Below are 17122 nucleotides of genomic sequence, written 5' to 3' on the forward strand. Positions count from 1 at the left end.
GAGCTCTCCTTTAAGCCGATGCCGCTGCCGCGGGCGATGCCGGGCCGACCAGCGCGGGTTCCGTGCTGTCCGGGTTATACAGGTAAATCACGGGGTCCACCTTGACCTGACCCTTGATGGTCTTCCAGGTGTTCCAGGCCATCAGGCACATGCCGCCCAGGAAGAACAGCCCGCCTATCATGCGGATGGTGTAAAGGGGATAAGTGGCTTTCACGCTTTCGACGAAGCTGTACGTCAGCGTGCCGTCGTCGCCGGTCGCGCGCCACATCAGCCCCTGCATGACGCCTGCCACCCACATCGACGAGATATACAGCACGACGCCAATGGTGGCCAGCCAGAAATGCACGTCAACCATCTTCATGCTGGCCATGGTCGTGCGTCCGTACAGGCGCGGAATCATGTAGTAGAACGAGCCAAAGGTAATCATCGCCACCCATCCCAGGGCTCCTACGTGCACGTGCCCCACAGTCCAGTCGGTATAGTGCGACAGCGCGTTGACCGTGCGGATGGACATCATCGAGCCTTCGAAGGTGGCCATGCCGTAAAAGGACAGCGCCGTTACCAGGAACTTGAGTATCGGATCGGTGCGCAGCTTGTACCACGCGCCGGACAGCGTCATGATGCCGTTGATCATGCCGCCCCACGAAGGCGCAAGAAGAATCAGCGAGAACGCCATGCCCAGGGCTTGGGTCCAGTCGGGCAGCGACGTATAGTGCAAATGGTGCGGCCCGGCCCACATATAGGTAAAGGCCAGCGCCCAGAAGTGCACAATGGACAGGCGATACGAATAAATCGGGCGATCGGCCTGCTTGGGCACGAAGTAGTACATCATGCCCAGAAAACTGGTGGTCAGGAAAAAGCCCACGGCGTTATGGCCGTACCACCACTGCACCATGGCGTCCTGCACGCCTGCGTAGGCCGAATACGACTTCCAGAGCGACACCGGCAATGCCAGGTTATTGAAGATATGCAGCACCGCGATCGTGACGATATAAGACCCGAAAAACCAGTTGGCCACATAAATATGCTTGACCCGCCGCTTGGCTATCGTGCCGAAGAACACCACGGCATACGCCACCCACACAAGGGTGATGAGGATATCGATGGGCCATTCGTATTCGGCGTATTCCTTGGTGCTGGTATAACCCATGGGCAAGGTGACAAAACCCAAAAACAACGACAACTGCCAGCCCCAGAATGTGAAGGCCGCCAGTTTGTCGCTGAACAGCCGGGCCTGGCAAGTTCGCTGCACCACATAATACGAGGTGGCGAACAAGGCCGTGCCGCCAAAAGCGAAGATCACGGTGTTGGTGTGTACCGGGCGCAGGCGGCCATAGCTGAGCCATGGAATATTGAAATTCAATTCGGGCCAGATCAATTGCGATGCAATCAAGACCCCTACCGCCATACCGACGACGCCCCAGAATATGGTCATGATGGTGAACTGCCTGACCACCCCATAATTAAAGGTTTCGGCCTTTTTTCCCAGCGTACCGGAATTGCCCATGAGTATCCTCTCAAACTAACAAATAAGACTGCTTGAATTCTTCAGCCGCCAGCCCGCGGCCCTGTACAACCTAGGCCGGTGGCGGCGCATCGTCGTCTTCCAGTATCGACCTGGCTGCCGCGTCGGCATCGTCGAACTGGCCCGCGAAAATGGCCCACCAAAACGCCACGCCTATCCCAATCACGAAAACCAGGGAGACAGGCAGCAGCAAATACAATATTTCCATCAGGCGCTCTCGGCCGCCGCCCGCCATGGCATGGCCAGCGCCCGGCTTTGGCCGCGGTATAAGCGCCAGGAATTGGCCGCCACGGCCAACGACGACAACAGCATGGTGACGGCTGCCAGCCAAGGCTGCACCCATCCCAGCGCCGCCAAGGGCGTCATCAGAAAATGCCAGGCCATGGAGCCATAGAGGTTCTGTTGCGAAATCTTGCCGGTGGCCTGCACCAGCCGCTGCAATTGCGCCTGGCTCAAGCCCGGCTGCTCGATAACGCTTGCATGTGCGGCAGCCACCGCCGTGGGAACCGCCATGGCCATCGCGCAAGGACAGCTGATGACAAGCAAGGCCACCATGACGCCGATGGCGTGGGACGGCTCGATGGCTGACCAGGCAGCGCCGGCGGCAAACGCCAGCATCAGCTGTCCCAGGGTGAACCAGACGGCAATGCGGTCGGCGCGGGCCGACAACACCAGGCGATATTGCTCGATGATGCGATGCAAGCCGCCGACGCCGATCGCCTGGCGGGCGCAAAGTTCGAGATAGCGGGCGGTAAGAAGAAATGCGACGAACATCGTGACAGAGTCGAAATACACTTCTCCTTGCCCGGTCCAGGTCGCAACGGCGCTGGGCACAAAGGCCGCCACAATACCCAGGGCAACCGGCACGTCCATACCCACGTGCACCAGGCGCAGGCGGCTTAGCGCGCCCTGCCAGACCGGCCAGGCGCAATACAGCACCACCGGCACCGTCAGCACCAGGCTGCACCAGTTCATGAGGAAAATGGCTTCGTCCAGCAGCGAGACTTCGTCGGCGGACATGGGACTGCTGCGCAAATACCCCGGAAATGCAAACATCATGACTTGCATCATGGCCAACCACGCCAGGCCCAGCCGCGCCAGCATACGACGGCGTCTTTTTCGTTCGTCGTCTGGAAGACCTTCAACCGGCGAGAATAATGAGAATGCGCGCATAGCTTCGCACTATAGCGATGTATTGCGCGACAAGCCTTGATCAAAATCAAACATCGGGCGCCGCATGGCGGCACGGGCATAGGCCGGCCGCTCGCACACCGTACGCAAAAAGGGCGCCGAAGCGCCCTTTTTGCTGCCACACGCGCCGGAAGCCGGCGCACAGGTCATGGATTAAACAGCTTCGGCGGCGTGAAATTGGGCCTCTTCAGTCGATCCGCTCAGTGCTGTGGTGGATGACTGGCCGCCTTCGATCACTTGCGTTACCGCGTCGAAATACCCGGTGCCGACTTCGCGTTGGTGCTTGACCGCGGTAAAGCCCAGATCAGCCGCGGCGAACTCTTTCTGTTGCAGTTCGACAAAAGCGCTCATTTGATTGCGTGCATAGCCGTGCGCCAAATCGAACATGCCGTAGTTCAAAGCATGGAAGCCGGCCAGCGTAATGAACTGGAACTTATAGCCCATGGCGCCCAGCTCGCGCTGGAATTTGGCAATGGTTGCATCGTCCAGGTTCTTTTTCCAGTTGAACGACGGCGAGCAGTTGTAAGCCAGCATCTTGCCGGGGAAGCGGCGGTGAATGGCCTCGGCAAACTGGCGTGCGTATTCCAGATTGGGCGTGGACGTCTCACACCACAGCAAATCGGCGTAAGGCGCATACGCCAGGCCGCGCGAAATTCCCTGTTCCAGACCCGGACGGGTGCGGAAGAAACCTTCGACCGTGCGTTCGCCGGTGATGAAGGGGTGATCGTTCTCGTCGATATTGCTGGTGATCAGGTCGGCTGCATCGGCATCGGTACGCGCCAGCAACAAGGTCGGCACACCCAGAACGTCGGCGGCAAGACGGGCCGAAACCAGCTTGGCCACGGCTTCGCGTGTAGGCACCAGCACCTTGCCGCCCATATGGCCGCATTTTTTCACCGAAGCCAACTGATCTTCAAAATGAACGCCGCTGGCGCCCGCTTCGATCATGGCTTTCATCAACTCGAAAGCATTCAGCACGCCGCCAAAACCGGCTTCGGCATCGGCCACGATAGGAGCGAAATAGTCGATATAGCCTTCGTCGCCCGGGTTCTTGCCTTCCATCCACTGGATCTGGTCGCAGCGCGTCAAGGCATTGTTGATGCGGCGTACCACCTGCGGCACGGAATTGGCGGGGTACAAAGACTGGTCAGGGTACATTTCGCCCGCGCCGTTGGCGTCGCCCGCGACTTGCCAACCCGACAAGTAAACCGCCTTCAGGCCGGCCTTGACTTGCTGCATGGCCTGGTTGCCGGTCAGTGCGCCCAGCGAGTTCACAAAAGGCTCGGAATGCAGCAGGCTCCACAACCTCTCGGAGCCGCGGCGGGCCAGAGTATGTTCGGCCACGACAGAACCGCGCAAACGAACGACTTCTTCGGCGCCATAGCCGCGTTTGATGCCTTGCCAGCGGGGATTTTCGGCCCAATCTTTTTGCAGATTGCGGATCTCGGTTTCGCGTGTGCTCATGGTGCTGCTCCTTAAATATTAAAAACAAAGAGAAATAAAAGCTGGAATCTATTGTCAAAGCCTGGAACCCATGAGAAAAATTCTAAGCTTTTGTTGCGTCGCACAGTAGACTTATGTCTTATATAAGACCAATTATATTTGTCATATAAATCAGTAGGTTGCTAATTTTCTTTCATAATACGAAATGATTTTCCCCGTTGTGAAAATAAGAATAACGCGACACAGCATTCGTTTTTTATATTGCGCAACGCCTATTTCACAATATGAAAAGCCGGAAAGCGGGGCGGTACAATAAGAGGCATATTGATAGCTGTCCTGGATACACAACCCATGTTTGACCCCAAATTGGCGGATGCCCCGCTTGGCCACGAGGTGGCCTACCCGCAAAAATACGATGCAAGCCTGTTGTTTCCGATTGCGCGCGCCACGAACCGGCACGCGTTGCCGCACATGCCCGACTGGATCGGTGCGGACATCTGGCACGGCTATGAGATTTCGTGGCTTAACCAGAAAGGCAAGCCCATGATTGCAATGGCGCGCTTCATATTTCCACAGTCGACGCCCAACTTGATCGAGTCCAAGTCGTTCAAGCTGTATCTGAACTCTTTCAACGAAGAACGCTATCCCGGCGCACCGGCTGTGCTGGATATTATGCGGCGCGACCTGAGCCGCGCCGCGGGGGCTGAAATAGAGATTGAGTTCGAGCCCGTGAATACTCGTGTGGAGTGCACACCGCTGGAAGGCGAAAATATCGACGACGCCGACATAGAAATTACGGCCTATCGGCCGGCGCCCGAATTATTGCGCTGCGTGGACCAGGCGCAAGTCGTCAGCGAAACCCTGACTTCCGATCTTTTGAAGTCCAACTGTCCGGTCACCGGCCAGCCCGACTGGGGCAGCGTACAGATCCGCTACACAGGCCCGCGCATCGACCGCGAGGCCCTGCTGGCCTATATCGTTTCTTTGCGCCAGCACGATGAGTTCCATGAGCACTGCGTAGAAAAGATGTATTGCGATATCTGGCAGGCCTGCAAGCCCGTCGCGCTATGCGTTTATGCCCGCTATACCCGGCGCGGCGGCCTGGATATCAATCCTTGGCGCAGCAGCGAACCCGTCTCTGTAGAACAGGCGCGTACGCCAAGGCAATAAAGCGGGCCGACGGCCGCGAGCACAATTGCGCTGTCAGGCCGCGGCCATGGCCGGACGATTTGCCACCGACCTGGCCACCATCATGGCGGCTAAGGCCGCCACGACGAACGCCACCGCCGCGCCCACCCACGGGCCCTGGCTCAGGCCCGCGTCAAGCATCAGGCCGAAGCCCACCGGCCCCAGCGAAGAACCGACGTCCATGCCCGAATAGACGAGTCCGTAAACAGTGCCTGTTGCGCCCTTGGGCGTCACGCGCCGAATCAGCATATCGCGCGAAGGCGTGGCCACGCCGGCGCTGAAACCGGCCAGGCCGACCAGGAGCATGGCCCAGGTCGGCGGCAATACCCCCAAGGCCAGCACCACCAGGAATACACCCGCCATGACAAGCGAAGCGGCAACCGTCAGCTCGGTCTTGGGTGTGGCGCTGACCAAGAAGCCGCCTGCCAGCATGCCTACCGCCGATGCCACCATATAGCCGGACAAGGTCGAGCCGGCCAGGACTTTGTCGATGCCATAGACGTCGCCCAGCATGGGAATGGTGTAGTTCTGAACCGCCGACAACGCGATTGAAGTACATACGAAGAAGAAAAATGCGCCCCACAGGGCCGGCTGCCTGAGCAAGGTCGCCAGGGTCTGGCCCACGGTCTGCTCGGCCAGCGAAACGGTCGGTTCCTGTTGCTGCTCTTTGGCGGCTGGCACGGCGGAAGGCTGTGCCTCGTTGCGGCCCGACAAAAGATGGCGGCCCAGCCAGACAAACAACAGCACGATGGCCACCAGGCCCGCTGCGCTGAATGTCGCCACGCGCCAATCGGCCAGGTGGATGATGGTGGTCATGAAGACCGGCGTCAACGCCCAGCCCAGGTTGCCCGTCAGGCCATGCGTGCTGTAGGCGTGCCCCAGCCGCGGCGCGCTGATGCGGTGGTTGATGATGGAATAGTCTACAGGGTGGAATACCGAATTGCCGGCACCGCCGATAAATGCCGCCAGCAAAAGCATGGCATAGCCATTGGACAGGCCGATCAACACCCCCGCCGCGACAAAACACGCCAGGCCGAACCGCAACACTGGCGTCGGTCCGACGCGGTCGACGACAAAACCGGACGATGCCTGCCCAAAGCTGGACACCAGATAAAAGACCGATGCCAGCAAACCCAGTTCGCTGAAGCTGTAGCCGAATTCATTGGCCAGCGACAGGAACAAAGTAGGCAGCAGCAGTTGGAAAAAATGCGAGCAAGAGTGCGCCGCGCCTATCAGGCTGATGATTTTCCAATCCTGGCGCAAGATGGCGGGACTATCGGGAAACTGGTCTAGAGTTGTGGCTGTCATGATGCAAACGATAAAAAATAGAAAAATGCCCCCACGCTGCACCGCTACGCGACTTGCTGCCCCCCGAGGGGGCGCTTTTTGCCTTGGGGCGGCCCGGCGGCAAAAAAATGCCCCCACGCTTCACCGCTACGCGGTTCGCTGCCCCCCGAGGGGGTGCTTTTTGCCTTGGGGCGGCCCGGCGGCAAAACACCTTCTACACCGGCCGCTTAATGCCCTGATCGGTCCCGGATTTCGGGCCAGGCCCGGCGCAGGTAGTAGCACATGGACCAGACGGTCAGGACGGCGGCCACGATAATCAGCCATTGGCCCAGCGCTTGCGTGCTGACGCCGTACAAAGGGTGCCAGTACAACAGGCACGGAATTGCAATCATCTGCGCTGCCGTTTTGAATTTGCCCAGCCAATGAACCGCCACGCTGCCGCTAGCGCCTATTTTGGCCATCCATTCGCGCAGGGCCGAAATAGTGATCTCGCGTCCGATGATGATCAGGGCAATGAATGAGTCGACCCGGTTCAGGTCAAGCAGCACCAGCAAAGCCGCACATACCATCAGCTTGTCGGCCACGGGATCTAGAAAGGCGCCGAACGACGAGGTCTGGTTCCAGCGCCGCGCCAGCCAGCCGTCGAACCAATCCGTCAAAGCCGCGAATATAAATGCCAATGCAGCGATAGTGTCGCGCATGGAAGCTGACAACCAGCTGTCAGGCACATAAAAAAGCGCCACCAGCAGCGGAATCATGGCGATTCTCAGCCATGTCAGGATAATAGGTACATTTATAGGCATAACAGCAATACTACCCTATCGCAACGCCTCGTAGATTCGCTCGGCCAGTTCATCGGAAATTCCCTCCACCGACCTCAAATCGTCGATGCTGGCATCGACCACACCGGTAAATCCGCCAAAACGCGCCAATAACTTCTGGCGGCGCTTCGCGCCCACCCCTTCGATTTGCTCCAGCCGCGACACATTGCGCGCCTTGGCGCGCTGAGCCCGCATGCCGGTTATGGCAAACCGATGGGCTTCGTCGCGTATCTGCGCAACCAACATCAGCGCTGCCGACTCGACCCCCAGCGCCACAGGCGGCCTGTCGTCGGCAAAGACCAGAGTTTCCAGTCCCACCCTGCGCCCTTCGCCTTTGGCCACCCCGACAATGGCCCGCATATCCAGGCCCAGCTCGGCAAAAACCTGCCGGGCCATTTCAACCTGTCCTTTGCCGCCGTCGATCAGGGCGATGGTCGGCATTTCAGCGTGACCATCGGCCACCCGGGCAAAACGACGCATCAGGACCTGGCGCATGGCGGCGTAATCGTCGCCCGGGGTAATGCCGGCAATGTTATAGCGCCTGTAAAGCGAAGGCTGCATGGCATGGTGCTTGTAAACCACGCAGGAAGCCTGCGTCGCCTCGCCCGCGGTATGGCTGATGTCGAAGCATTCGACATGCATGGCGTCCAGGGCCGCCTCGTCGGAGTCCAGCTCCAGGGTTTCAGCCAGCGCCAGGGTACGCGCCACGCGTGCACCGGACTCGGTCAACGCGCGGGCCAATGCAATGTCGGCGTTCTTTTGCGCCTGCTCCAGCCAGCTTCTGCGCACACCCTGCGGCTTGGTCAAGACTCGGGCTTTCACGCCGGTCTGCTCTGCCAGCAGCTTCATCAGGCCCGCGTCCGGCAGCGCGTGCGAACAGACCAGTACCGCGGGCATGGCGCTGTCCATATAATGCTGGGCGATAAATGCGGCCAGCACATCGCCGGCTTCATCGCCGTTGGTGTGGGTGGGAAAGAACGGCTTGTCGCCCAAATGACGTCCGCCCCGCACCATGGCCAGGTTGACGCACACCCGCCCGCCGCTGGAGGCAATGGCGATCACGTCGACATCGTCGTTGCCGATCTGCTCCATGGTTTGCTGCTGCAGCACCCGGGCCAGCGCACCCATCTGGTCGCGCAAAACGGCAGCCTGCTCGAACTGCAATGAATCGGACGCATGCTTCATGCGCCGCTCGATATCGCCCAGAACCTCCTTGGCCTGCCCGTCCAGGAAACGCACGGCGCGCTCAACGTCGGCTTGGTAGTCCTCGGGTGAAACCAGGCCGACGCAAGGGGCCGAACAACGCCCTATCTGATGCAGCAGGCATGGCCGGGATCGATTGGCGAACACGCTGTCTTCGCAAGTGCGCAAACGAAATACACGCTGCAGGATCTGTATGGTTTCGCGTACGGCCCAGGCATTGGGAAACGGCCCGAAGTAACGGCCCTTGCCGCTGGTGCTGCCCCGGTAATAGACGATGCGCGGCGTGGCATGCCCGGTAATCTGCAAGTACGGATAGGACTTGTCGTCGCGAAACAGAATGTTGTAGCGCGGATGCAGGCTTTTAATGAGGTTGTTTTCAAGCAGCAGCGCTTCGGCTTCAGAACGCGTGACCGTCACTTCCACCCGCGCCACCCGCGCCACCATATGGGTAATGCGCGGACTATGGCCTGTTTTCTGAAAGTAGGACGAAACCCGCCGCTTGAGGTCGCTGGCCTTGCCTACATACAGCACCTCGCCCGCGGCATCGATATGGCGATACACGCCGGGCAGGCGCGGCAGTTCAGCCAGAAATGATTTGAGATTGAAGCTGTCTGGCATATTGATAGCGGCCCAGGCCCTGCAGCTCGGCCCAGTCGGGGGCCGGCAGGCGCGGCATCAGGCGGCGGATACGGTTAACGGAGGCGGATGAAAGCGTAAATTGCAAGCGGCTCAAAAGGTCGTCGGCCAGATCGGGGCGGTTGCAGACCAGAACCATGTCGCAGCCCGCACCCAGGGCGGCCTGCGCGCGCGCCAGGATATCGCCGGCGACGGTCGCGCCTTCCATGGTCAGGTCGTCGGAAAACACCACGCCGTCGTAAGCCAGCTTGTCGCGCAACACCTCTTGTATCCAGAACGGGGAAAATCCCGCCGGGTTCGGGTCAACGCTGGAATAAATGACATGCGCGGGCATGACTGAAGGCAGCACCATGTCGCCCAGCCAGCCGTAAGGGGCCGCATCTTCCTGCATGATTTCGTCGAACTCGCGCGTGTCGACCGGAATTTCGTGGTGCGAGTCGGCCTCGACGCAGCCATGGCCCGGAAAGTGCTTGCCGCAAGAAGCCATGCCGGCCAGCATCAAGCCCTGGATCAAGCCGCGGGCCAGCATGGAAACCACCTGCGGTTCACGATGAAAAGCGCGATTGCCAATGACCTTGCTGACCCCGTAATCCAGATCCAGCACCGGCGTAAAGCTAAGGTCCACGCCACAGGCACGAAGCTCGGCACCCAGCACATAGCCGGTTTCCGTTGCGAGGCGCATTGCCGCCAGGGAATCGTCCATCCAGATTTCACCGAACACATTCATGGCGGGCAGCGGCGTAAAACCGTCTTCGCGAAAACGCTGCACACGCCCTCCTTCGTGGTCGACGGCAATCAGCAGGGGTTCGTCGCGCTCGGCATGGATGGCCTGGCACAAGGCGGTCAATTGCGCGCGGTTCTCGAAGTTGCGGGCAAACAGGATCACTCCGCCCACCAACGGGTGGCGCAAGCGCTGTTTCTCGTGCGCCGTCAGTTCGGTGCCTTCAATGTCCACCATGACCGGCCCCGGAGGCTGGCTGGCGTGCAATGCGTCTACTCTCATAATATCGTCCGTGCGAAATAGGTATTGATGTATTGGTGGATAGGCGTATGCCGGCCGCTGTGCAAAGACCCTGGGCGCATCAGGCGGGCGGACGCGACTCCAGCACCACAAAGGCCATCACAATATCGCTTTCATCGGTCAGCGACACGTGGGCTGCGCCGTAGCGTCCAGCGTACCATGCGGCCAAGGGCTCGCTGAGGCTGATTTCGGGCTTGCCTGAAGACTGGTTCAGCACTTGCATGCGCGTCCAGCTCATGGGGCTGTGCATGCCCAGGCCTATTGCCTTGGAAAACGCCTCTTTGGCGGCAAAGCGCGTAGCCAGGTAGCGCATGCCGCGGCTTGCATCGCGTGCCAGGCGCTGGTGGAATACTGCAAGCTCTTGTTCGCCCAGTATCCGTTGAGCGAACTTGAGCTGTTGGCGCTCGTAGGCTTTGACGATGCGCTCGAGCCGCACAATGTCCGTGCCTATTCCAGCCACCGAACCGGGCAACGCGGCCAAAGCCATACTACTTTCCTTTGAATACTGGCTGGCGTTTGGCCAAGAAGGCGGCGACGCCCTCGGCATAGTCCTCGCTGCGGCCGAGTTCGCGCATCAAGTCGCGCTCCAGGTCCAACTGTTCGCTCAGTGTGTTGTTCAGACTTTGATTGAGGGCGTGTTTCGAGGCCGCCAGGCCTTTGGTGGGCGCGCTGGCAAATTGCGCGGCCAACTCATTGAGCCGGGCGTCGAACTGATCGTCGGGCACGCACTGCCAGATCAGCCCCCACTGAGCGGCCTGCTCGGCACCGAGCTTGTCGCCCAGCAAGGCCAGTCCCATGGCCCGCGCCGGGCCCACCAGGCGCGGCAGGGCGTAGGTTCCGCCGGTGTCGGGCAGCAGGCCCAGACGGCAAAAAGGCTGAATGAAACTGGCCGATGCCTTGGCGATGACGATGTCGCCCGCCAAGGCCAGGTTGGCGCCTGCGCCCGCCGCAACGCCGTTGACGCCAACCACCACTGGCATGGGCAAATTGCGCAAGCGCTTGACCAGCGGCGCGTAGTTTTTTTCTATGCTTTCAGCCAGGTCCGGCGGGGGGCCGCCGGCTTTGGCCACGCGCTGCGATAAGTCCTGTCCGGCGCAAAACCCGCGCCCGTTTCCGGTAAGAACCAAAACCCGCGCGCCGCGCGTTTCGACTTCGGTCAGCGCGCTGCGCACTTCTTCGTGCATGTCGGCCGTGAAGCTATTGAGCTTGTCGGGCCGGTTCAGCGTAATGCGGGCGATTGCATCGCCCAATTCAAACTGAATATTTTCGTAGGTCATAGGGTCCTGTCTCGCCGGCAAGCCAAGCAAAATGCGCACGCACGCGCTATGCGCCAAGTAGGGTTATGGGCGTTGGCGCCCCGGCCTTATAGTTTAATGAAGTGTTCGCGGTAATGCTTGAGTTCCTCGATCGACTCATAAATGTCGGCCAGCGCCTCATGGCGGCTTTTCTTGACGAAACTCTTGTATACCTCGGGCTTCCAGCGTAGCGACAGCTCTTTCAAGGTGCTGACGTCAAGATTGCGATAATGGAAGAAGGCTTCCAGGCGGGGCATGTATTTGACCAGGAAGCGGCGGTCCTGTCCCACAGTGTTGCCGCACAAGGGCGACTTGCCCGACGGCAGGTGTTGCGCCAGAAAAGCCAGCAACTCTTCCTCGGCCTGGGCCTCGGTTATCGTCGAGGCCTTGACCTTGTCCGTCAAGCCGCTTTTTCCGTGGGTGGAAGTGTTCCACTTGTCCATCGCATCGAGCAGCTCGTCGCTCTGGTGTATAACCATGACTGGCCCTTCGGCCACAAAAGTAAGGTCGGCCTCGGTTACAACGATTGCCGCCTCGATAATCCGCTCTTTTTCAGGATCCAGCCCTGTCATTTCAAGGTCGAGCCAAACCAAACGCTGATCATTAACCGCCATATAATCCATCCTTAAAACAGAGATTTTCGCATACTCCCCAATCCGCCTATGTTTACCCTGCTGTTTATCGCCTTCCTGCTTGTCGACATCGGCCTGCGCACCTGGATGTCCATGCGCCAGATTCGCTACGTCAGGCGGCATCGAAACGAGGTTCCCACCGAGTTTCTCGGCCGCATCGGACTGGCCAGCCACCAGCGCGCGGCCGACTACACCCACGCAAAGGTGCAATTGGCCCTGCTCGAATCATTTACCGAAGCGGCGGTGCTGGTGGCGCTTACGCTGCTGGGCGGCTTGCAGTTCCTGGACACGCAAATGGCGCGATTGATCGACCATGAACTGCTGCGCCAACTGGCCCTGATCGGGTCGGTGTTGCTCATTATCAGCGTCATAGGCTTGCCTTTCACCCTGTGGCGTAAGTTCAAGCTTGAAGAGCGCTTCGGCTTCAACCGCGTCACCCCTGCCCTGTTTTGCGCCGACACCATTAAAGGCGCGCTGCTGCTTATCATTCTGGGCGGCCCCCTGGCTGCCCTGGTGCTATGGGTCATGGGCAGCGCAGGCCCGGCCTGGGTATGGTGGGCGTGGCTTATCTGGGTTGTCTTCAATATATTCATCCTGTGGCTGTTTCCCACCGCCATAGCGCCGCTGTTCAATAAATTCAAGCCGCTGGACAATCCCGAAATCGCCCAACGCATCCAGACGCTGGCGCAGCGCTGCGGATTCTCGCTAAGCGGACTGTTCGTCATGGACGGATCCAAGCGCTCCGCTCATGGCAATGCTTACTTTACCGGCTTTGGCAAAGCGCGGCGCATCGTGTTTTTCGATACGCTGCTTGCACGGCTGAACACCGACGAAATCGAAGCCGTGCTGGCGCACGAGCTGGGCCACTTCAAGCACCGGCACATCATCAAGCGCATGGTGATCAGCCTGGTGCTGGCCCTGGTGTTTCTGCTGGCCCTGGGATGGTTGTCGCAACAAATTTGGTTCTACACCGAACTTGGCGTCATTCCCCAGTTGGGCCGCCCCAACGATGGGCTGGCCCTGATCCTGTTTTTCCTGGTCATGCCGGTATTCACCTTCTGGGCAACGCCGTTGGCGGCCTGGTTTTCGCGGCGCGACGAGTTCCAGGCCGACGACTACGCCGCAAAACAGTGTTCGCCCGCCGCACTCGTCAATGCGCTGGTAAAGCTGTACGACGACAACGCTGCCACACTGACTCCCGACCCGCTGCATTCAGCCTACTACGACAGCCACCCTCCCGCGGTGCTGCGTATCCAGAACCTAAAGAAACATGGGTCATAACCCCTTGCATGAAGGGCTTGTTGTGGCCGCCCACGGGCGCCATTACACCGTCGAGATGCCCGATGGCAGCCTGCGCAAATGCTTTCCGCGCGGCAAGAAGGCCGGAACCGCCGTCGGCGATCGAGTGGTCATAGAACCCCAAGGCGCTGACGAAGGCGTGATCGTCCGCCAACTGGAACGGCGCAACCTGCTGTACCGATCCGACGAAATGCGCACCAAGCTCTTTGCCGCCAATGTCGACCTGCTGCTTATCGTCGTGGCGGTGGAACCCGCCTTTTCGGACGAACTGATCGGGCGAGCCTTGGTGGCCACACGCTGCGCCGGCATCAAGCCCCTGGTCATTCTTAACAAAGTAGACCTGCTTGCCCAGTTGCCGGCCGCGCAAGCCCGTATCGAAAAACTGCGCGGCCTGGGCCTTGAAGTCATTGAACTGAGCGCACTCGATACCGAGCAGGTCAATGCAAAACTGCTTCCTTTATTGAAAGGCCGGACCGCCCTGTTGCTGGGTCAAAGCGGCATGGGGAAGTCGACGCTGCTCAACGCGCTGGTACCCAAGGCCCTGGCGCCAACGCAAGAACACTCAGTGGCCCTGGATGCGGGCAAGCATACGACCACCAGCACCCGCCTGTATCATTTGCCCGATGGCAGCGGCGATCTTATCGACTCTCCCGGCTTCCAGAATTTTGGCCTTAGCCACCTTAGCGCGGGCAATATCGAACGCGGCTTTCCCGAGTTCGAAGCCTTGCTGGGCGAATGCCGTTTCTATAATTGCACCCACCTGCATGAACCTGGCTGCGGTATTCTGGCCGCCGTCGAAAAGGGCACCATCGCGCGCGAGCGCCACGACCTGTACAAGCGCCTTCTGGCGGAACACGAAGACCAGAACCGTTATTGAATGATGGCCCCGCACCGGGAGGCCAGAAACTGGCGATCAGCGCGGTAAGGCGGACTGCGCCACAGCCGCCGCCAGATAGTGGTAAAGATTGCGCACCAGCGCGGCCGTGGCGCCCCATATAAAGTACGGCCCCCACGAGATGGAAAAATAAAAACGATGGCCGCCGCCCGGCAACTCGGCCCGATGCAAACGGTGGTTGTCCGGATTCAAGAGAAATGCCAGCGGTACTTCGAACACCTCGGCGACCTCAGCCGCGTCGGGCTGGATGCTGAAGCCTTCGCGTATGTAGCCGATAACGGGCTTCATGATGAAATGAGTCGAAGTCAGAAAGCTGGGCTGGGTGCCGATAAGCTGAATATATTGGGGCTCTACGCCGATTTCTTCGCGGGTTTCACGCAGCGCCGCCGCTACGGCATCGGTATCGGTGGGCTCGATCCGCCCGCCCGGAAAGCTGATCTGTCCGGCGTGGTCGTACAAGTGTGACGCGCGCCGCGTAAAAATCACGTGCAGTCCGTCCGTGCGCTGTACCAGCGGAACGAATACCGCCGCACGCACGATATTTTCAAGGCAGACGTCGTCGACATGAAAGGCCGCGGTAAAAACCGGTTCGACCTCCCAGTCGATGCGGTCTTTAAATGCCTCGCAAATGAACTCCAGCCGCATGGCCGCGAACGGCAACGGTTGCAAAGAGCAATCGGACAACACAAGGGGCTGGGTCCGAGGATCGAAGCCCGGAACAATGGCAATACGCTTTTTGGCAGAAGGACGCAATATGCTTGATGACATAAGACCCAAAAAACAAAGGCACCGCTCGGGTGCCTTTGCTGGTTTGCGCCGAAAGGGCTGCAGAAATTATTCTGCGGCTTGTACCTTGGCGGCCTTGCGAACCAGTTTTTCCTTGATGCGTGCAGCTTTGCCCGAACGGCTACGCAGGTAATAAAGTTTAGCACGGCGAACATCGCCGCGGCGCTTGACTTCGATAGATGCGATTTGCGTGGAATATAGCTGGAAAGTACGCTCGACGGCTTCGCCGGACGAGATTTTGCGCACGATGAACGCCGAGTTAAGGCCGCGATTACGCTTGGCAATAACAACGCCTTCGTAGGCCTGCACGCGCTTGCGAGTGCCTTCGACAACGTTTACGTTAACAACCACGGTGTCGCCGGGGGCGAATTCGGGCTTGGCTTGGCCACCGGTAAGGCGGGCGATTTCTTCTTGTTCAAGAAGGGCGATGAGGTCCATACTAGGCTCCAGGTATCATCATGACGCGGCAAATTTTGCGCTAACGCGCTTGGCAGATTGCTTTATGTTCGAAGTAAACCGCAAGCGGTATATACCGTGGTATATGCCAGTTGATGCTTAGCTTCTGTTGCCGCCAGAGGATGAAGTTGCAAAACCCAACATTCTACAGTGAAAAAGGCCTTTTTAAAAGCCCCCTGCCGTACCCAGCCACATTAATCCAGGAATTGTTGCGCCCCATACGACAACCAGGCAGATGTCGGCCACCATCGCGCCGCGCGTAAGCTTTGGAAAACCGCCGCGTTTTGGGGCGGGAGGAAACGGCCATTTGCCGGGAGCTTGGGAAGGTTGGTTACGCATGCTTGCCTCTCTTTCTGGATAAACACTGCTTTAAACAACACTGTTTTTATTAACAGTAAACGTATAAACGTACTGTATAAAATTACAGATATCTTTGCAAGCACTTTTTTTAGATTGTTGCCTTTCGGCACGCAGATGGCCCGCCGTGCACAACGCCTTGGCCTTCGGCTTGAGCCCTACTCTGGATTCCAGGGTTAGGCCGGTTTCAGCCTCAGCCTCAGCCTCAGCTACAGGTACGGGCTTCAGGCGATAAAAAACCGGCCATCTGCCGTGTTGGCAAGATGGCCGGTTCTGAGCCGCCTGCGTGACGGGCCGCCCAGCGGTTTACAGGGCGGCCTGGCGGTTTTACGGCTGCCGCGCTTACCGCTGCTGCGCAGCGCGGGCGCCGCAGCTTTATTTGTTGGGCTGCGGAGTAATGCGCAAGTAAGGGCGAACCACTGTATAGCCCTTGGGAAACTTGGCCTTGAGCTCGGCTTCGTCCTTGATGGAGGGCACGATGATCACGTCATCGCCGCTTTCCCAGTTGACCGGTGTCGCAACGCTATGGCTGTCGGTCAGTTGCAGCGAATCGAGAACGCGCAGGATTTCGTTGAAGTTGCGGCCCGTGCTGGCCGGATAAGTGATGATCAGGCGCACTTTTTTATTGGGGTCGATAATGAATACCGAACGCACCGTTGCCGTCGTGCTGGCATTAGGGTGAATCATGTCGTACAAATTGGCGACTTTGTGGTCGGCATCGGCAAGAATCGGGTAATTGACCGTGGTGTTTTGGGTTTCGTTGATGTCGCTGATCCATTTGCGATGCGAATCGGCGTCGTCGACTGAAACAGCAATAACCTTGGCACCGCGCTTGGCGAACTCGTCGGCCACCTTGGCGGTGTAGCCCAGTTCGGTTGTGCAAACCGGAGTAAAGTCGGCGGGATGCGAGAACAAGACGCCCCACTTGTCGCCCAGGAACTCATAAAACTTGATAGTTCCAACGCTCGAATCTTGTTCGAAGTCGGGGGCGGTATCGCCAAGTCGTAAAGTAGCCATAATATCTCTCTTAAAAGTGGGTTATTGTCCGCTGCCATAAACCCTATGGGGCGTTCCAAAAGATTGTGGC

Annotated in this window: 18 protein-coding genes; 3 read left to right on the forward strand and 15 right to left on the reverse strand. The window is 59.0% G+C overall.

Going from position 1 to position 17122, the window contains the following annotated elements; all coding sequences use genetic code 11:
* Positions 1-10 precede the first annotated feature (10 nt).
* From ccoN to aceA, 4 genes are all read right to left on the reverse strand, one after another.
* Positions 11-1507: a cytochrome-c oxidase, cbb3-type subunit I gene (gene ccoN / locus DFR37_RS01715; RefSeq protein ID WP_113931515.1), complete on the reverse strand. Its 1497-nt coding sequence runs from the start codon at positions 1505-1507 to the stop codon at positions 11-13.
* Positions 1508-1577: 70 nt separating this feature from the next.
* The gene (ccoS, locus tag DFR37_RS01720) at positions 1578-1733 is read right to left on the reverse strand and encodes a cbb3-type cytochrome oxidase assembly protein CcoS (RefSeq protein ID WP_113931857.1); all 156 of its coding nucleotides are present in this window, start codon (positions 1731-1733) and stop codon (positions 1578-1580) included.
* The gene (locus DFR37_RS01725) at positions 1733-2698 is read right to left on the reverse strand and encodes a P-type ATPase actuator domain-containing protein (protein ID WP_113931516.1); all 966 of its coding nucleotides are present in this window, start codon (positions 2696-2698) and stop codon (positions 1733-1735) included. The genes ccoS and DFR37_RS01725 overlap by 1 nt, the downstream gene beginning before the upstream one ends.
* 171 nt (positions 2699-2869) lie before the next feature.
* Positions 2870-4180, reverse strand: a complete 1311-nt coding sequence (gene aceA, locus DFR37_RS01730; RefSeq protein ID WP_113931517.1) for an isocitrate lyase — start codon at positions 4178-4180, stop codon at positions 2870-2872.
* A 330-nt stretch (positions 4181-4510) separates the two neighbouring features.
* On the opposite strand from aceA, the gene queF reads away from it, so the two are divergent.
* Entirely contained in the window at positions 4511-5329 is an 819-nt protein-coding gene (gene queF / locus DFR37_RS01735) for an NADPH-dependent 7-cyano-7-deazaguanine reductase QueF (protein WP_113931518.1), read from the forward strand.
* A 33-nt stretch (positions 5330-5362) separates the two neighbouring features.
* Here queF and DFR37_RS01740 read toward each other — a convergent pair whose 3' ends face one another.
* From DFR37_RS01740 to orn, 7 genes are all read right to left on the reverse strand, one after another.
* The gene (locus DFR37_RS01740) at positions 5363-6655 is read right to left on the reverse strand and encodes an MFS transporter (RefSeq protein WP_113931858.1); all 1293 of its coding nucleotides are present in this window, start codon (positions 6653-6655) and stop codon (positions 5363-5365) included.
* A gap of 206 nt (positions 6656-6861) precedes the next feature.
* Positions 6862-7437: a CDP-diacylglycerol--glycerol-3-phosphate 3-phosphatidyltransferase gene (gene pgsA / locus DFR37_RS01745; protein WP_113931519.1), complete on the reverse strand. Its 576-nt coding sequence runs from the start codon at positions 7435-7437 to the stop codon at positions 6862-6864.
* 15 nt (positions 7438-7452) lie between these two features.
* Positions 7453-9276, reverse strand: a complete 1824-nt coding sequence (gene uvrC, locus DFR37_RS01750) for an excinuclease ABC subunit UvrC (RefSeq protein WP_113931520.1) — start codon at positions 9274-9276, stop codon at positions 7453-7455.
* The gene (gene nagZ, locus DFR37_RS01755) at positions 9239-10297 is read right to left on the reverse strand and encodes a beta-N-acetylhexosaminidase (protein ID WP_113931521.1); all 1059 of its coding nucleotides are present in this window, start codon (positions 10295-10297) and stop codon (positions 9239-9241) included. The genes uvrC and nagZ overlap by 38 nt, the downstream gene beginning before the upstream one ends.
* Positions 10298-10376: 79 nt before the next feature.
* The gene (gene acpS / locus DFR37_RS01760; protein ID WP_113931522.1) at positions 10377-10802 is read right to left on the reverse strand and encodes a holo-ACP synthase; all 426 of its coding nucleotides are present in this window, start codon (positions 10800-10802) and stop codon (positions 10377-10379) included.
* 1 nt (position 10803) lies between these two features.
* Positions 10804-11592 (reverse strand): 2-(1,2-epoxy-1,2-dihydrophenyl)acetyl-CoA isomerase PaaG, encoded by a 789-nt coding sequence (paaG, locus tag DFR37_RS01765; protein WP_113931523.1) that lies wholly within the window; start codon positions 11590-11592, stop codon positions 10804-10806.
* 86 nt (positions 11593-11678) lie between these two features.
* A complete protein-coding gene (gene orn, locus DFR37_RS01770; protein WP_113931524.1) occupies positions 11679-12224 on the reverse strand; it encodes an oligoribonuclease in 546 nt (181 codons plus the stop codon).
* 48 nt (positions 12225-12272) lie between these two features.
* On the opposite strand from orn, the gene DFR37_RS01775 reads away from it, so the two are divergent.
* Together DFR37_RS01775 and rsgA are read left to right on the forward strand one after the other, a co-directional pair.
* Positions 12273-13523 carry a M48 family metallopeptidase gene (locus DFR37_RS01775; RefSeq protein ID WP_113931525.1) on the forward strand — a complete coding sequence of 417 codons (1251 nt, stop codon included), beginning with the start codon at positions 12273-12275 and terminating at the stop codon, positions 13521-13523.
* Complete coding sequence (gene rsgA, locus DFR37_RS01780; RefSeq protein ID WP_113931526.1) at positions 13513-14418, forward strand: ribosome small subunit-dependent GTPase A; 906 nt, start codon at positions 13513-13515, stop codon at positions 14416-14418. The genes DFR37_RS01775 and rsgA overlap by 11 nt, the downstream gene beginning before the upstream one ends.
* Before the next feature lie 36 nt (positions 14419-14454).
* Here the strand turns inward: rsgA and DFR37_RS01785 are convergent, their stop codons facing one another.
* The 4 genes from DFR37_RS01785 to DFR37_RS01795 all read right to left on the reverse strand — a co-directional run bounded on the left by DFR37_RS01785 (position 14455) and on the right by DFR37_RS01795 (position 17052).
* Positions 14455-15204: a CoA pyrophosphatase gene (locus DFR37_RS01785; protein ID WP_113931527.1), complete on the reverse strand. Its 750-nt coding sequence runs from the start codon at positions 15202-15204 to the stop codon at positions 14455-14457.
* A 66-nt stretch (positions 15205-15270) separates the two neighbouring features.
* Positions 15271-15660, reverse strand: coding sequence for a 50S ribosomal protein L19 (gene rplS / locus DFR37_RS01790; RefSeq protein ID WP_113931528.1), 390 nt, complete (start codon positions 15658-15660; stop codon positions 15271-15273).
* Positions 15661-15843: 183 nt separating this feature from the next.
* Entirely contained in the window at positions 15844-16017 is a 174-nt protein-coding gene (locus DFR37_RS23110) for a hypothetical protein (protein ID WP_211317196.1), read from the reverse strand.
* Positions 16018-16410: 393 nt separating this feature from the next.
* Positions 16411-17052, reverse strand: a complete 642-nt coding sequence (locus tag DFR37_RS01795) for a peroxiredoxin (protein ID WP_113931529.1) — start codon at positions 17050-17052, stop codon at positions 16411-16413.
* Between the last annotated feature and the right edge of the window lie 70 nt (positions 17053-17122).

Source organism: Eoetvoesiella caeni, from assembly GCF_003315175.1.
Taxonomy (GTDB): Bacteria; Pseudomonadota; Gammaproteobacteria; order Burkholderiales; family Burkholderiaceae_B; genus Eoetvoesia; species Eoetvoesia caeni.

Bases quoted from the DNA above. Each gene is read 5' to 3' on its own strand.
- DFR37_RS23110 (WP_211317196.1), bottom strand. From the start codon at position 16,017: ATGCGTAACCAACCTTCCCAAGCTCCCGGCAAATGGCCGTTTCCTCCC.
- rsgA (WP_113931526.1), top strand. From the start codon at position 13,513: ATGGGTCATAACCCCTTGCATGAAGGGCTTGTTGTGGCCGCCCACGGG.
- ccoS (WP_113931857.1), bottom strand. From the start codon at position 1,733: ATGGAAATATTGTATTTGCTGCTGCCTGTCTCCCTGGTTTTCGTGATT.
- DFR37_RS01725 (WP_113931516.1), bottom strand. From the start codon at position 2,698: ATGCGCGCATTCTCATTATTCTCGCCGGTTGAAGGTCTTCCAGACGAC.
- ccoN (WP_113931515.1), bottom strand. From the start codon at position 1,507: ATGGGCAATTCCGGTACGCTGGGAAAAAAGGCCGAAACCTTTAATTAT.
- paaG (WP_113931523.1), bottom strand. From the start codon at position 11,592: ATGACCTACGAAAATATTCAGTTTGAATTGGGCGATGCAATCGCCCGC.
- acpS (WP_113931522.1), bottom strand. From the start codon at position 10,802: ATGGCTTTGGCCGCGTTGCCCGGTTCGGTGGCTGGAATAGGCACGGAC.
- queF (WP_113931518.1), top strand. From the start codon at position 4,511: ATGTTTGACCCCAAATTGGCGGATGCCCCGCTTGGCCACGAGGTGGCC.
- aceA (WP_113931517.1), bottom strand. From the start codon at position 4,180: ATGAGCACACGCGAAACCGAGATCCGCAATCTGCAAAAAGATTGGGCC.
- DFR37_RS01785 (WP_113931527.1), bottom strand. From the start codon at position 15,204: ATGTCATCAAGCATATTGCGTCCTTCTGCCAAAAAGCGTATTGCCATT.
- DFR37_RS01775 (WP_113931525.1), top strand. From the start codon at position 12,273: ATGTTTACCCTGCTGTTTATCGCCTTCCTGCTTGTCGACATCGGCCTG.
- rplS (WP_113931528.1), bottom strand. From the start codon at position 15,660: ATGGACCTCATCGCCCTTCTTGAACAAGAAGAAATCGCCCGCCTTACC.
- DFR37_RS01740 (WP_113931858.1), bottom strand. From the start codon at position 6,655: ATGACAGCCACAACTCTAGACCAGTTTCCCGATAGTCCCGCCATCTTG.
- DFR37_RS01795 (WP_113931529.1), bottom strand. From the start codon at position 17,052: ATGGCTACTTTACGACTTGGCGATACCGCCCCCGACTTCGAACAAGAT.
- pgsA (WP_113931519.1), bottom strand. From the start codon at position 7,437: ATGCCTATAAATGTACCTATTATCCTGACATGGCTGAGAATCGCCATG.
- uvrC (WP_113931520.1), bottom strand. From the start codon at position 9,276: ATGCCAGACAGCTTCAATCTCAAATCATTTCTGGCTGAACTGCCGCGC.
- orn (WP_113931524.1), bottom strand. From the start codon at position 12,224: ATGGCGGTTAATGATCAGCGTTTGGTTTGGCTCGACCTTGAAATGACA.
- nagZ (WP_113931521.1), bottom strand. From the start codon at position 10,297: ATGAGAGTAGACGCATTGCACGCCAGCCAGCCTCCGGGGCCGGTCATG.